A 16,349-nucleotide genomic window follows, 5' to 3' on the forward strand; every position below is an offset into this window, starting at 1 on the left:
ACACTTGAATTGTATGCGTAAAATTTTACTTTTTTTACTGGTTTTATTTTGTGGCAATGCTTTGCATGCACAGGTAAATCCAACAATTCAGGATACTACTAAAACAGGATTTTCTGTTGGAAAACTAGAATTAGAAAATCCCCCAAGCGTACTTTCCGGGTACAAATACGATCCTGTGACAGACCGTTATATTTATACGAGTTCTGTTGATGGTTTTTCTATTGATTATCCACTGGTTTTAACCCCAAAACAATACGAAGATTTACTGCTTAAGGAATCCAGAAGAAATTATTTTAGGCAAAAAATGATCGCTGTTGACGGGAAAAAAGCAGGTAGTGAAAACGCAAAAAAAGATTTATTACCAAGATATTATATTAATTCAAGCCTTTTTGAGTCTATTTTTGGAAGTAATACAATTGATGTAAAACCCACAGGTTCAGTTGAGATGGACTTGGGATTACGATATAGCAAACAGGATAATCCTTCATTTTCGCCAAGAAACAGATCAAGTCTTACTTTTGATTTTGATCAAAGAATAAGTATGAGCTTAATGGGTAAGGTAGGTACCAGATTAGAAGTAAATGCCAATTATGATACCCAATCTACATTTGCTTTTCAAAATCTTTTCAAACTTGCTTATACTCCAACAGAGGATGATATTATTCAGAAAGTAGAAGTAGGTAACGTGAGTATGCCTTTAAACAGTACTTTAATTCGTGGGGCACAGAGTTTGTTTGGTGTTAAGACACAGCTTCAATTTGGGAAAACAACTGTTACAGGAGTTTTCTCTGAGCAGAAATCGCAAACAAAAAGTATAGTTGCTGAAGGTGGCGGAACAATTCAGAACTTTGATTTATACGCACTGGATTACGACAATGACAGGCACTTCTTCTTATCACAATATTTTAGAAATAAATACGATGCTTCACTTAGAAATTACCCTTTTATTGACAGTCGTGTGCAAATTACCAGATTGGAAGTTTGGGTAACAAACAAACAAAATCGTGTAAGCACAACAAGTAATAATTTGCGAAATATTATTGCGCTTCAGGATTTGGGAGAAGCACAGCTTACAGGATTATCTGATTCTGAAATCGTTGTTATAAATCCTTCAACGGGTTTTTTTAATACTAATAAGCCTGTTGATTCACCTACAGATAATGAAAACAATAAATACGATCCGGCTGCAATTGGTCAGCCAGGATCATATTTAAATTCAAACATTAGGGAAATTGTTACTGCAAAAAATGGTTTTAATAATGCTGACCCTAACAGAAGTGAAGGAAGGGATTATTCAGTCCTTGAAAATGCCAGAAAATTAACCCCAAACGAATATACTTTTAATCCTCAGTTAGGTTATATTTCATTGCAGCAGCGTTTGGCGAATGATGAAATTTTAGCAGTAGCCTATGAATATACAGTTGGAGGAGTTGTATATCAGGTAGGGGAGTTTGGTAGCGATGGAGTTGATGGTACTGTAGTGACAGGAAGTTCTCAAAATAACAATCAGGCCGTTATCACACAAAGTTTGATTTTGAAAATGCTGAAAAGCAGTTTAACGAATGTTAATAATCCTGTCTGGAATCTGATGATGAAAAACATCTATCAAATACCGGGGGCTTATCAGATAAAACAAGACGATTTTAGATTTAATATCCTTTATACAGATCCGTCACCAATCAATTATATTTCACCGGTTGATACTGCAAATCCTTTTCCTTCTAATCCAACCGCAGGTAATGAAGTAAAAGACACACCATTATTGAAAGTTTTCAATCTGGATAGATTAAATTACAATAATGATCCACAGGCAGGGGGAGATGGTTTCTTTGATTATCTGCAAGGCATTACTTTTGATGCGCAAAACGGACGAATTATATTTACTACTAAAGAGCCATTTGGAAAGTTATTATTTGATAAATTAAACACAGGTGCAGCTGGAGAAAATTATAATGATCCTTCTACTTATAACCCGAACCAGAGAAAATATGTGTTTAGGAATATGTATCGGACTACACAATCTGGGGCTTTACAGGACAGTGAAAAAAATAAGTTTTTATTAAGAGGAAAATATAAATCATCCGGAAGTGATGGGATTCCGATAGGAGCCTTTAATGTTCCGCAAGGTTCTGTTGTAGTTACTGCCGGTGGAAGAGTTTTGGTTGAAGGGATTGATTATAGCGTCGATTATCAGCTGGGAAGAGTGCAGATTCTGGATGCATCTTTGCAGGCTTCAAATACACCAATAGAAGTTTCCTTAGAGAATAATTCTGTTTTTGGTCAACAGACAAGAAGGTTTATGGGATTTAATGTTGAGCATAAAATTTCAGATAAATTTCTTATTGGAGGAACCTATTTGAAGATGACAGAAAGGCCATTTACTCAAAAATCGAGTTATGGGCAGGAATCTGTAAATAATACAATTTTCGGATTTAATGGAAATTATTCTACAGAAATTCCATTTTTCACCAGATTAGTAAATAAGCTGCCAAACATTGATACAGATGTGCCTTCAACCCTTTCGATAAGAGGAGAAGTTGCTTTTTTAAAACCGGATGCCCCAAAAGCAAGTGATTTTGAGGGAGAAGCTACTATATATGTAGATGATTTTGAGGGTTCCCAATCTACTGTGGATATGCGATCTGCTTACGCCTGGAGCCTTGCTTCTACACCATTTATTAATTCTGATACAGATACTACTTTTGGTGCAGACTCCAATACTCTTAGTTATGGATATAAAAGAGCTAAACTAGCATGGTATTCTATAGATCCTATTTTTTATACACAAAAACCATCCGGAATATCAAATGACGATTTGTCTTTAAATACTACAAGGAGAATTTACAGCAAAGAATTATATCCAAACACAGATATTGCGCAAGGTCAATTACAGGTAATCAATACGCTTGATTTGAGTTATTATCCTTCAGAAAGAGGACCTTATAATAACAATCCAACTTTCGGTTCAGATCCCGTAAATGGTAATTTTGGAGGGATTATGCGTTCTTTAAATTCAACCAATTTTGAACAAAGCAATGTGGAGTATATTCAATTTTGGATACTTGATCCTTATGTAGGAAATGCATCAGTACAACCTTCTAATGTCGGAAAAATATATTTTAATTTAGGAGAAGTATCAGAAGATATTTTAAAAGACGGAAGAAAACAATATGAAAACGGACTTGGACCGGATCAGTTAGTGGTAAAGCCAATTTGGGGAGATGTTCCGGCTTCGCAATCCTTAATTTATGCTTTTGATAATAATACCGGAAACAGAACAAATCAGGACGTAGGTTTAGATGGTCTTCCTAATGGAAGAGAAGGTACTATTTATACCAATTATGCTGCAGAATCAGATCCCGCAGCTGACGATTACACCTATTTCTTAAACACAACCGGAGGTGTTCAGGACCGATATAAAAAGTATAATGGTGTTGAAGGAAACTCTCCTGTTGATATAAATGATGTAAACCGAGGATCAACAACTTTGCCTGATGTCGAAGATATTAATCGCGACAATACAATGAATACAATCAATGCGTATTATGAATATAGTATTGATATCAAGCCTGATATGGCTATTGGGCAAAATTATATTACTGATATTAAAGTGGTAAATAATGTTGAATTACCTAATGGAGGCAGTACGACAGCAAGATGGATCCAGTTTAAAATACCGGTTGCACAACCTCAAAATACTATTGGAAATATCTCTGATTTCAGGTCTATACGGTTTATGAGAATGTTTATGACGGGCTTTAATGATCAGGTTACAGTACGTTTTGGAGCATTAGATTTAGTCAGAGGAGAGTGGAGGAGATATGACGGATCTATGGATAAAGCTGATGCCGATCCAACTAATGACGGAACTGATTTTGATGTACAGGCAGTAAATATTCAGGAAAACAGTACGAAATGCCCCGTAAATTATGTTATGCCGCCAAATGTTCAAAGAGAACAATTGTACAATAATAATACGGTTATCAATCAAAATGAACAATCATTGGCATTACGTGTTTCGGGTAACGGATTAGAAGCACAGGATTCAAGAGCTGCTTTTAAAAATGTCAGTATTGATATGCGTCAGTATAAAAAACTGAAAATGTTTCTTCATGCTGAATCTCTGGAGGGTGAAGCAAGTGTTGCAGACAATGAAATGGTAGCCTTTATTCGATTTGGAAATGATTTTACAGAGAACTTCTATCAGGTAGAAATTCCGTTAAAAGTAACTGTCACTGGAGGTGGCTGTAGTATAAATCCTGACTTGGTTTGGCCTCAAGCAAATGAAATGAACCTGGCACTTGATTTACTCACCAGGATGAAGATTAAAGGGATGAGCATTGATATTAACTCTTCAAAAAGAGATATTAATGGGATTTACTACCCTGATAATGATCCTGATATTTCAGAAGGTGATGGTGATAGTAAACTGGTATTGGGTATTAAGGGTAATCCTAATTTCGGGTTGGTCCGAAATTTAATGGTGGGTATCAAAAATGGTAATACCGTTGATAAAAGAATAAAAGGGGAAGTCTGGTTCAATGAGCTTCGTTTGTCTGATATGGAAAACAAAGGGGGTATGGCTGCCATATTAAACATCGATACCAACATGGCTGATTTTGCTACAGTTTCAGCAACCGGCCGTAAAAGTACAATTGGTTTTGGATCTATTGAAGAAGGGGCAAATGAAAGAGACCGTGAAGATATCCAGCAATATAATATTGTTACGAATTTGAATTTAGGAAAATTACTTCCTCCAAAATGGGGTATAAACCTTCCATTTAATTATGCAATTGGAGAAGAAGTGATTACGCCTGAATACGATCCCTTCAATCAGGATATTAAGTTGAAACAATTGCTCGATGAGACCACAGATCAGGCTCAAAAAGATAATATTAAAAACAGGGCTATAGATTATACCAAACGCAAAAGTATCAATTTTATTGGTGTTAGAAAGGACAGGGCACCTGAACAAAAGTCACATGTTTATGATGTTGAGAATTTTACTTTCTCTCAATCTTACAACCAGGTAGAGCGTCATGATTATGAAATTGAGGATTATGAAGATGAATCATCAAATTCGTCTGTAAATTATGCTTATACATTTCAGCCAAAAGAAATAACTCCTTTCAAGCAGACCAAATTCATGAAAAAAAGTGAATATTGGAAACTGCTAAGCGATTTCAATTTTAATTATTTACCATCTAATATTTCTTTCAACAGTAATATTATCAGACAAAGTAATCGCCAGCAATTCAGACAGGTTGAAGATGTTCAGGGAATTGGTCTTGATGCCCTTTACAGAAGAAATTTTGCGCATAATTATCAATATGGATTCGGTTTTAATCTGACTAAATCTTTAAAGTTAAATTATACAGCATCCTCAAATAACATTGTTAAAAACTTTCTGAATGATGATAACACTCCGAAAGAAGATTTTAGCATTTGGGATGATTATTTTGATCTTGGAACACCAAATCAGCATACACAGCAGCTGGTTTTAAATTATGATATTCCAATTAACAAAGTACCTGTCCTTAGTTTTATAAAAGCCAATTATTCTTATACTGCAGATTACAACTGGCAGCGTTCTTCAACTGCGTTATCACAATACGAAGAAGAAAATCCAGATGGGTCTTTTACAACATATGATTTAGGTAATACGATTCAGAATGCGAATTCAAATACTTTAAGTACTACTTTTAATATGACTACTTTGTATAAGTATTTAGGTTTGACACCCGGATCTAAAAAAGCAGCAAAAACAAAACCTACCGGACCACCAAAACCAGGAGAAAAAGTAGTGAATACTAATAGAGCACAAACAACCAGAAGTCCGTTTTATGATGGTTTAATTGGGGTTTTGACCAGTGTTAAAAATATTCAGATAAATTATACAGAAAACAGCGGAACAGTCTTACCGGGTTATACTCCCGGGATAGGGTTTTTAGGAACCTCTAAACCAACGTTAGGATTTATTTTTGGTAGTCAGGATGATATACGATATGAATCGGCTAAAAATGGCTGGCTGACCACTTATGATAATTTCAATCAAAATTATACTCAGGTTAATAATAAGCTTTTGAAGGCAACAGCAAATGTTGATTTGTTTCCGGATTTTAAAATAGACTTAACCATGGACAGGTCTTATTCTGAAAATTCTTCAGAGCAGTATAGTGTTGTCAATGGAGAATATACACCGCTTTCTCCTTACACCTACGGAATGTTTTCTATTTCTACCGTATTAATCAAAACAGCATTTTCTACAAGTAATGAAAACGTATCGGCTGCTTTTGATGATTTTAGAAATAACCGTCTTATAATAGCAAATCGTTTGGCTGAAGATCGGTACGGAAGCATAATTCCTCGATATGACGCTGGAAATCTGCCAATTGAAGATACAAATGTCCCTATAGATAATCTTGCAAATCCAAATAACCCTGATAGGAAGATGATTCAGTCAAATGATGGTTATCCTGTAGGTTATGGAAAAAGTAATCAGGCAGTTTTGCTTCCGGCATTTTTAGCTGCTTATTCAGGAAGTGATGCATCGAGTTCCTCGACAGGGATTTTTAGAAATTTCCCTATTCCGAACTGGAGTATAAAATATAATGGACTGATGCGATATAAATATTTCAAAGACAGATTCAAACGTTTTTCTTTACAGCATAATTACAGGGCTTCTTATACAATTAATCAGTTTAGATCCAATTTCGATTATAATGAAAATCCAGACGGTACGGATGTAAATGGCAATTTCTTCAATAAAACGATTATGTCAAATGTAAACTTGGTAGAACAGTTTAGTCCGTTAATTCGTGTTGATTTCGAGTTGAAAGGATCATTGAGGGTGCTTACAGAAGTAAAGAAGGACAGGGCTTTATCTATGAGTTTTGATAATAATTTATTGACCGAAGTTAAAGGTCTTGAATATGTGGTAGGTTTAGGGTACCGTTTTAAGGATGTAATTTTTTCATCAACTCTGGCCGACAATCCAACAGGAATTATAAAAAGCGATATTAATATCAAGGCAGATTTTTCATACAGAAACAACCAGACTCTTGTTCGTTATTTAGATTATGATAATAATCAATTGGCAGCAGGACAAAATATCTGGTCATTAAAACTTACTGCAGATTATGCTTTCAGCAAGAACCTTACAGCTATTTTTTATTACGATCATTCGTTTTCGAAAGCAGTTATTTCTACATCATTTCCACTAACTAACATTCGCTCGGGATTTACACTTCGATATAATTTTGGGAATTAATTTTGTTATTATAAACTAATTTTAATTAGAAGATTGTTACATTTGTTGCTTTAAAATTAAAATATCAATTTCAAACATAATATTATGAGCATACCGGCAAATTTAAAGTACACAAAAGATCACGAATGGGTTAGCATCGATGGAGATGTTGCAACAGTAGGAATTACTCATTTTGCTCAAAAAGAGTTAGGAGATATCGTGTATGTTGAAGTAGAAACTCTAGATCAGACACTTGAAAAAGATGAAGTTTTTGGAACTGTAGAAGCTGTAAAAACGGTATCAGATTTATTCTTGCCTTTATCGGGAGAAATTATTGCTTTTAATGAAGATTTGGAGAGTACTCCTGAAGCAGTAAATTCTGATCCTTATGGAGCCGGATGGATGATTAAAGTGAAAATTGCTAACGCTTCAGAAATAGATTCATTATTATCAGATGAGGCATATAAACAACTTATAGGTGCCTAAACAACTGCTTTTATTATGGGCAATAATTTGCACAGGGGTAATTACCTATCTTTGTCTGACAGACTCAAGTAATATTCCGTCAGTCAATTTTCCAAGCATTGATAAAATAGTACATTTCTGTTTTCATTTTGGCTTTACAATCTCATGGATTTTGTTTTTCAAAAAAGAATTAAAGGGTAAGGCCACGGATGATTTTAAAGCTTACTTAATATCCTTTATATTTTCAGTTTTTTTTGGAATAACTATCGAAATATTACAAGGTATTTTTACCAAAACCAGGGCAGCAGATGTTGCTGATATTTTAGGTAATGCCATTGGATCTACAGCTGCAGTTTTTACGGCAATAGCTTTTAAAAAGCAAATTGACAAAATATAATAATTCCCACTTCGGTGGGTTTTTTATTTTATAAATTTTAAATGTATTTTTGCGCTATCTCAGAATCTTATTGATATGAATATCAGGCAATATTTAGACTCCACTTACTTGAAGACTGCTTCACAGGCCGGTATTTCAGAAATAGAAAACGATATTGTGGTTCAACATGCAATCACTGAAGCCATTAATGAGGGGTTTAAAGTCATTATGATTCGGCCGGAATATGTAGCTTTGGCCAAAGAAATGATTTTAGAGGCTAATTCAAATTTGAGTGTAGGTACTGTTATTGATTTTCCGGAAGGCAAATCAGATTTGGAAACAAAGATCAAAGAAGCGAATCAGGCAATAGCAAATGGTGCAGATGATCTTGATTTTGTTTGTAATTATGAAGCCTTCAAAAACGGTGATACAGACCTGATAAAACAAGAGATTTTAATAGCAACACAAATAGGACTGGCCAACAATAAAACTGTAAAATGGATTATTGAAACAGCGGCCTTAAACGAAAAAGAAATCATTCAGTTTTCATCCCTTATAAAAAACGTTGTTATTTCGAATTTTAATGAAGAAGATTATGCATCAGTTTTTGTGAAATCATCAACCGGATTTTATAAAACCCAGGACGGTTCTCCAAATGGCGCAACTATCCCGGAAATTATTATGATGTTAGAAAATGCATCGCCATTGTCGATAAAAGCTTCGGGAGGTGTTAAGACTTACAAAAAGGCAATGGAAATGATTGAATTAGGAGTTAAACGAATCGGCACTTCATCTGCAAAAGCAATTGCAAACGGAGAAAATACCCCAAATAAATATTAATGAAAATCAAAAATATTTTGAATAAAAGTTTTTTAACGTTTTGTCTGACATTATTATGCATGTCTGTTTTTTCTCAGGAAACAAGCAAATCTTATGTTAAACCTGGCTTTTCTGCTGAACGCTTTCCTGTTTTTTCAAATTGTGAAAATTTAGAGTCCAAAAATCTGGAAAACTGCTTTTATAAAGAAGTTCATGATTTTGTATATAACAATTTTGAAGTTCCGGAAAATTTGAAACAGTCAAATTATAAAGGCGAAGTTAAGGTGCTGTTTGAAGTAGATGTAAATGGAGTTTTTAAAGTAATATATGTCAGTGCGACAAATGACGACCTTGCGAAAGAAGCCAAACGTGTTTTTGATAAATTTCCAAATATAAAACCTTCAACTTACGATGGTAACGCAACTTATTCTAAATATACCATTTCAATTGATGTGCCGCTAAAAAGCTCAGAGCAGATTGCTGCCGAGAATCTTGCTGCAGCAGAAATTTTAAAACCAATAGAAAAGCCAATGACTGAACTGGATAGTATTGTGTATAAAAAATACAATAATCCTGAATTCGAAAGTCATTTAAATATTCCTTTTTCAAACAGTTATTATGCACAGTTTGATGCAGCTATGAATCAGGTGGGGAGTAACAACCATACAGCATCCAAACCTTACACTTATGCAGAAGTTTCAAAATATTATAATTTAAAAGCAGTAAATGAGTCGCTTCAAAAAAAGACTTCTAGCTGGTTAGGAAGAAAATGGTGGAATGAAAATATGGTTCAGATTCAGGGAGAAGATTACTGGCTGTCTTTAAATCCAATTGTTGATCTGCAAATGGGTAAAGCTTCAGATCTGGATGCGTCCTATACTTATGTAAACACACGTGCGATCAATTTCAGAGGAGGTTTAGGGAAACAAATCAACTTCACCACCACAATTTTTGAAAGTCAGGGAAGATTTGCAGGATATTTTAATGATTATGCCAATTCTTTAAAGCCTTCAGGAGGAAATCCTGCAATTATTCCAGGTATGGGAATTGCAAAACAATTTAAAACCGATTCGTATGATTTTCCATTAGCGGAAGCAAATATTTCGTATTCGCCAAGTAAATTTTTCGATTTTCATTTAGGCTACGGAAGAAATTTTATCGGAGACGGATATCGTTCATTATTGGAAAGCGATGGAGCGAGTCCTTATCCCTATTTTAAAATTAATACCACATTCTGGAAAATAAAATATACTAATACGTATATGTGGCTTAAGGATGTTCGTCAGGATGCAACTGTTGATAAAACCTATGCATCAAAATACATGGCGAATCATTATCTGAGCTGGAATGTTTCGAATAAACTGAATTTAGGTTTCTTTGAATCGGTAGTGTGGACAGATACCAATAACAGAGGCTTTGATGTAAATTTTGTGAATCCGATTATATTTTATCGTTCTGTTGAGTTTGCATCATCTTCTAAAAGCGGTAATGCACTTTTGGGAATTACATCTAAATACAAATGGAATAATAATGTCAATTTGTATGGGCAGTTATTGATTGATGAGTTTTCATTTGGAGATATAAAAGCAGCGGATAACAGCTGGAAGAATAAAATTGGATATCAGTTAGGTGCTAAATATTTTAACGCCTTTAAAATTAAAGATCTGCTTCTTCAATTAGAATATAATCATGTTCGCCCTTACGTATATTCTCATAGCGCTATAATTACTAATTATGCACATAATAACCAAAGTATTGGTCATCAATGGGGTGGTAATTTTGAGGAACTCGTTGCGATTGGTCGTTATCATAAAGGACGTCTTTTTGCTGATGCGAAATTTACTGTGGGAAAAAGAGGTTTTGATTTTGATACCGCAGAAGATTCTTTTAACTACGGAGGTAATATTTATAAAAGTTATGAAGAAAAACGACCTTATGACAATGGCGTAAAGATAGGTCAGGGCAATAAAACCAATATTTTCATTGCCGATATTCAGGGAGGATATCTGATAAATCCAATGACAAATCTGAAACTTTTTGGAAGTTTTATCTATAGAAATTTCGACCCAATGCAGAATACAGCAACTACTTTTAAACAAAGTACGACCTGGTTTACAATAGGACTGCGTTCTGATCTTTTTAACTGGTATTTTGATTATTAATATTAATAAGACTTTTCGATATAATTGTGTTAAAGATTGGCAAGTCCTTATTTTGCAAAGGTTTTTATTTGAAAATTCTAATTTTATAGTTCAGAATTCTATAATCTAATTTGTACATTTGCACCACTCAAAAAAATAGACAAATAATTACAGGTTGAACGCTACTAAAAATACAATTTCGCTTAAATCGATATTTCTGGATTTCAAAGAGATTACGAAAGCTGGTTTAGCTATCAGTGTTTTGTTTTCTTCAATTGCAGGATATTTATTAGGCGTAAATAATGAAAATCCTTTTCAATGGAGTGTTTTAGCTGTTTTAATGGTTGGAGGCTACTGTATGGTTGGTGCTTCTAATGCTTTTAATCAGGTAATTGAAAAAGATATTGATTCTTTAATGGATCGTACCAAAAACCGCCCGGTTCCTTCAGGGCGTATGTCTCCAAAAGTGGCTTTGCTGGTGGCAAGTTTACTAACGATTACAGGAATTGTTTTGTTATATACGATCAATGCAAAGTCTGCAATGTTTGCAGCAGTCTCAATATTTTTATATACGAGTGTTTATACACCTTTAAAAACGGTAACCTCATTATCTGTTTTTGTTGGGGCTTTTCCGGGGGCAATTCCGTTTATGTTAGGATGGGTTGCGGCAACAGGTGAATTTGGAATAGAGGCAGGTACTTTGTTTTTGATTCAGTTTTTCTGGCAGTTCCCTCATTTTTGGGCTATTGGATGGTTTTTGTATGAAGATTATGAAAAGGCGGGTATTTTTATGCTTCCAACAGGAAAAAAAGATAAAGGAACCGCTTTGCAGGTTATTTTATATACAATTTGGCTGATAATTGCATCGCTATTACCAATGTTAGGATATACAGGGCAATTATTTCTTACGCCAATTGCTGCAATCGTTGTTTTTTTATTAGGAATCTGGATGTTGTTTTATGCTGTGCGTTTGTATCAGTTGCGAACTGCAAAAGCAGCCAGAACCTTAATGCTGGTGAGTGTTTCGTATATTTCGTTACTGCAGATAGTGTTTATAGTAGATAAATTTTTAAGATAGTTATGGAAATGACAATGAAAATAAGTGAAGAACAAGTAAGGAAATCAAAATCGGCAAAACTGATTTTGTTATTCGCAATGGTAAGCATGACTATGATGTTTGCCGGACTTACCAGTGCATTTGTAGTAAGCAAATCAAGGGCAGACTGGTTGAAGAATTTTGAACTGCCATCTGCGTTTTATTATAGTACAGCTGTAATTATTGGTTGTAGTATTGCTTTTCATTTGGCAAAAAAAGCCATTCAAAAAGATAACAGAAGTGCTACTACTGGGTTTCTTTTTGCTACATTATTATTAGGTATTGCATTTGTGGTTTTGCAGTTTGAGGGTTTTGGCCAGATTGTAAAAAGCGGATATTACTTTACAGGTAAAGGAAGCTCTATAACGACTACTTTTCTTTATGTGGTCACTGTTACGCATTTATTGCACCTTGCAGGGGGATTAATTTCTCTTTTAATTGTAATTTATAATCATTTTAAACAAAAATACAATTCAACTCAAACTCTTGGTATAGAACTAGGTGCAATGTATTGGCACTTTCTGGACTTATTGTGGGTTTATTTATTTTTATTTTTATATTTCTTTAAATAAGAAAAAAACGTAAATTTGGGAACTTTTTAACGAATATCTTTTATGGAAGCGACAGTTACTACTGCAAATAACGACGAAAAAACTTGGGGAGGCGGAGAGCATATCCAGCCATTAGGAGCAAGTTATGGTAAAATGATGATGTGGTTTTTTATCGTATCAGATGCCTTAACATTCTCTGGATTCCTTGCGGCTTATGGTTTTTCAAGATTTAAATTTATAGAAACCTGGCCTTTGGCTGATGAAGTGTTTACTCACTTTCCTTTTTTACATGGTGTCCCGGCTCCAATGTATTATGTGGCCTTAATGACTTTTATTTTGATTTTCTCATCTGTAACTATGGTTTTGGCAGTTGACGCAGGTCATCAGTTGAAAAAGACAAAGGTTGCAATTTATATGTTCCTTACTATTATTGGAGGTTTTATTTTCGTAGGTTCTCAGGCATGGGAATGGAAAAACTTCATTAAAGGTGAGTATGGTGCAATTGAAACAGCAGGTGGAAGTTTATTGCAGTTTGTTGATGCAAATGGTGAAAGAGTTGCTCTTGAAAAATTTGCTGTAAAGTTGCCAGAACAAAGAGAAGCTTTAACAAGAAGCCATTCGACCTGGTTTATGGAGGATGCTGAAACGCAGCCGACCTTTACAGTTGCTGAAGTGCAGGCAGGTTTTAAAGCACATCCAGAGTTGTTAATAAGAACTGAACAGCTTACGGATAAAAAGAAAAAAACAATTTTGACAAGAGCAGAATCTGAGTCTCGTTTAAGTACTGCAAAATATGTTGTAGAAGGTGCAAACCTGACAAGAAACGAATACGGAAGCAAATTATTTGCTGATTTCTTCTTCTTTATCACAGGATTCCACGGATTCCACGTATTTTCTGGGGTTATCATTAATATCATTATATTCTTTAATGTGTTATTGGGTACTTACGAAAAGAGAAGAAGCTATGAAATGGTAGAGAAAGTTGGTTTATACTGGCATTTTGTAGATTTAGTTTGGGTATTTGTATTTACAGTTTTCTACTTAGTTTAATTTTAGAATTTAATCATTATGTCACACGAGCACGTATCAAATACAAAAAGAATCTGGTTTGTTTTTGCATTACTATCAGTAGTAACTACAGTAGAGGTTATTCTTGGTATTTATAAACCAGCATCATTAGAGTTTAATCATTTTATTGGTTTGAATTTATTAAACTGGATATTTTATATCTTAACAATATTCAAAGCTTATTATATTGTATGGGCATTTATGCACATGGAAGGTGAAAAAAGCAGTCTTAGATGGTCTGTTGTATCGCCTGTTATTTTCCTTGTTCTGTATTTATTGTTCATTCTCTTAACTGAAGGACATTATATTTATGGGGTTTTTAAAGATTCTACTATTAAATGGAATTTTTAACATGATATTAATTCGAAAAGAGGCTCCGTTTAACGGAGCTTTTTTTATTTTTGTACCTCAATAATTTCTGCACTTCCAATGAAAAAAAATATAGTTCTCTTTGTGCTTTTTGTTCTGCCAATTGTTGCCTATTTGTTTTTTGCTTCCGGCGTAAATAGTTTTACAACACTTCCTGTAATAACGCCAAAAATTAATGATTTTGGAAATTGGGAATCCTTAAACGGCAAAAAAGTTTCACTTGATAAAAAGATAACCATTTTAGGTTTTGCAGGTTCCGATATTTTAAGCAATCGTGGTAATTATTTTAACTTAAACGAAAAAATTTACAAACGTTACAACGGATTTGAAGATCTTCAGTTTGTAGTTTTATGCCCGCTTGGAACTGAAAAGCAAGCTCAGAAAATTATAGATGCTTTATCTCCTTTTACAGATGTGAAAAATTGGAACTTTGTTTTTGCATCAAACGAAGATATTCAGAAGTTTTATGATCAGTTGCATTTAAAAGCGAAGCTGGACGAAAATCTGGGTACTCCTAATGTTTTTATCGTTGATAAAGAAAGAAATTTAAGGGGGAGAAAAGATGATAAAGAGTATAAAGAAGGCTATAATGCCTTTCATCCTTCTGAACTGAGCAACGAGATGCTGGACGACTTTAAAATTATTCTTTATGAATACCGCGCAGCTCTCAAAAAGAATCATAATGCTACTAAACAACTCTAATTTCAATTATAATGTTTAAAAATAAATCATATATCGGAATTTCGTTTATCATTTTAATCTTCGGAATTTACGCTGTACCTAAAATTGTTGACAGAATCAAAAATGGTGATGTTGTTAAAGGAAATCGGTTAGACAACGTAGGTGAAAAAAGTTCTAGTGGAGACGCAAAATTACTCACGATAGGAAAGGCTCCAAAATTTGAGCTAATTAATCAGGATAATGTTAAGGTTTCAAATGAAACTTACAAAGGAAAAGTTTATGTTTTAGAATTTTTCTTTACAACCTGTCCATCTATTTGTCCAAAGATGAATATGAGTATGTTAGAGATTGAAAAAACTTTTTTTGGAAATCCTAATTTTGGAATTGTTTCTATTACGATTGATCCAGCTCATGACACGCCTCAGGTATTAAAAGATCATAGAAAATTGCTAGGTGTGAAATCTTCGACATGGAATTTTCTAACAGGAGATAAAAAAGCCATCATGGATTTGTCAAACAAAGGATTTAATCTTTATGCAGGTGAAAATGCAAAAGTGAACGGAGGATTTGAGCATTCAGGATTATTTGCCTTAATTGATAAAGAAGGAAACATCCGTTGCAGAAAAGATGACTTTGGGAATCCAATTTTATATTATGATGGATTAGATAAAAAAGGAGTAAGAGACATTCAACAGGATATTAAAATATTATTAGAAGAATAAAATGGAAGATCATTCATTAGAAAAAAAATACAATAAATTTATCATTGCTGTTTCAATTGTAATTCCGGTTGTAGTAGCCATTTTATTTGGTGTAAAACTTAAAGATTTTGGATATAATGTAGAACCGCTTTCGTTTTTGCCTCCAATATATGCAACTATAAATGGTATTACGGCTGTTGTTTTGGTTTTGGCTGTTATTGCAATTAAAAAAGGGAATCAGAAAACCCATGAACGTTTAATGACAACTGCGATTGGATTATCTGTAGCATTTTTAGTAATGTATGTGGCCTATCACATGACGGCTGATTCAACAAAGTTTGGAGGAGAAGGAATTGTTAAGTTAATCTATTTCTTTATTTTGATCACTCACATATTATTGTCGATTGCTATTATTCCTTTGGTTTTGATCACTTATGTTAGAGCTTTAGCAAAACGATTTGACAAGCATAGAAAAATTGCTAAAATTACGTTTCCGCTTTGGTTATATGTTGCCGTTACAGGTGTAATAGTTTATTTAATGATTTCTCCTTATTATGCGCACTAAAAGCAAAAATATTCAAATCTTAAATTCCAAATTACAAACTTTCTTTTTTGGAGTTTTGTTTTTCTTTATTGGAGTTTCTTCAAACGCTCAGTGTGCCATGTGCCGTGCTGCGCTTTCAGGAGAGTCTAACATAAAAAAAGCGGAAGCAGTAAATGATGGAATTGTTTATTTAATGGTCATTCCGTATTTGCTTGTAGTTATAATTGGAGTTTTAATTTATAAGATGTACCAATCAAAAAGCAAAAAGACCGAATAAAATTCGGTCTTT

13 protein-coding genes are annotated in these 16,349 nt (G+C 33.9%); all 13 read left to right on the plus strand.

Annotated features, from left to right (window positions below):
* Positions 1–13: 13 nt before the first annotated feature.
* The 13 genes from sov to P5P89_RS12400 all read left to right on the plus strand — a co-directional run bounded on the left by sov (position 14) and on the right by P5P89_RS12400 (position 16,337).
* Positions 14–7,270: a T9SS outer membrane translocon Sov/SprA gene (sov, locus tag P5P89_RS12340; RefSeq protein WP_278008597.1), complete on the plus strand. Its 7,257-nt coding sequence runs from the start codon at positions 14–16 to the stop codon at positions 7,268–7,270.
* A gap of 84 nt (positions 7,271–7,354) precedes the next feature.
* On the plus strand, positions 7,355–7,735 hold the full coding sequence (gcvH, locus tag P5P89_RS12345) for a glycine cleavage system protein GcvH (protein ID WP_223679618.1): 381 nt from the start codon (positions 7,355–7,357) through the stop codon (positions 7,733–7,735).
* Positions 7,728–8,111, plus strand: coding sequence for a VanZ family protein (locus P5P89_RS12350; RefSeq protein WP_278008598.1), 384 nt, complete (start codon positions 7,728–7,730; stop codon positions 8,109–8,111). Before gcvH ends, P5P89_RS12350 begins: the two co-directional genes overlap by 8 nt.
* A 75-nt stretch (positions 8,112–8,186) precedes the next feature.
* A complete protein-coding gene (deoC, locus tag P5P89_RS12355; RefSeq protein ID WP_278008599.1) occupies positions 8,187–8,930 on the plus strand; it encodes a deoxyribose-phosphate aldolase in 744 nt (247 codons plus the stop codon).
* Entirely contained in the window at positions 8,930–11,071 is a 2,142-nt protein-coding gene (locus P5P89_RS12360) for a gliding motility protein RemB (protein WP_278008600.1), read from the plus strand. The genes deoC and P5P89_RS12360 overlap by 1 nt, the downstream gene beginning before the upstream one ends.
* A 154-nt stretch (positions 11,072–11,225) precedes the next feature.
* Complete coding sequence (gene cyoE / locus P5P89_RS12365) at positions 11,226–12,128, plus strand: heme o synthase (protein WP_278008601.1); 903 nt, start codon at positions 11,226–11,228, stop codon at positions 12,126–12,128.
* A gap of 2 nt (positions 12,129–12,130) precedes the next feature.
* Positions 12,131–12,718, plus strand: coding sequence for a cytochrome c oxidase subunit 3 (locus tag P5P89_RS12370; RefSeq protein WP_269234676.1), 588 nt, complete (start codon positions 12,131–12,133; stop codon positions 12,716–12,718).
* A 42-nt stretch (positions 12,719–12,760) separates the two neighbouring features.
* Positions 12,761–13,747 carry a cytochrome c oxidase subunit 3 gene (locus P5P89_RS12375; RefSeq protein ID WP_278008602.1) on the plus strand — a complete coding sequence of 329 codons (987 nt, stop codon included), beginning with the start codon at positions 12,761–12,763 and terminating at the stop codon, positions 13,745–13,747.
* Positions 13,748–13,765: 18 nt separating this feature from the next.
* On the plus strand, positions 13,766–14,116 hold the full coding sequence (locus P5P89_RS12380; protein ID WP_223679634.1) for a cytochrome C oxidase subunit IV family protein: 351 nt from the start codon (positions 13,766–13,768) through the stop codon (positions 14,114–14,116).
* A 78-nt stretch (positions 14,117–14,194) separates the two neighbouring features.
* Positions 14,195–14,836: a hypothetical protein gene (locus P5P89_RS12385; protein ID WP_278008603.1), complete on the plus strand. Its 642-nt coding sequence runs from the start codon at positions 14,195–14,197 to the stop codon at positions 14,834–14,836.
* Between the two features lie 11 nt (positions 14,837–14,847).
* Positions 14,848–15,537 (plus strand): SCO family protein, encoded by a 690-nt coding sequence (locus P5P89_RS12390; protein ID WP_278008604.1) that lies wholly within the window; start codon positions 14,848–14,850, stop codon positions 15,535–15,537.
* Between the two features lies 1 nt (position 15,538).
* A complete protein-coding gene (locus tag P5P89_RS12395) occupies positions 15,539–16,081 on the plus strand; it encodes a DUF420 domain-containing protein (protein ID WP_278008605.1) in 543 nt (180 codons plus the stop codon).
* On the plus strand, positions 16,071–16,337 hold the full coding sequence (locus P5P89_RS12400) for a hypothetical protein (RefSeq protein ID WP_278008606.1): 267 nt from the start codon (positions 16,071–16,073) through the stop codon (positions 16,335–16,337). The genes P5P89_RS12395 and P5P89_RS12400 overlap by 11 nt, the downstream gene beginning before the upstream one ends.
* Positions 16,338–16,349: the final 12 nt, after the last annotated feature.

Origin of the sequence: Flavobacterium gyeonganense (genome assembly GCF_029625295.1) — a bacterium.
GTDB lineage: Bacteria > Bacteroidota > Bacteroidia > Flavobacteriales > Flavobacteriaceae > Flavobacterium > Flavobacterium gyeonganense.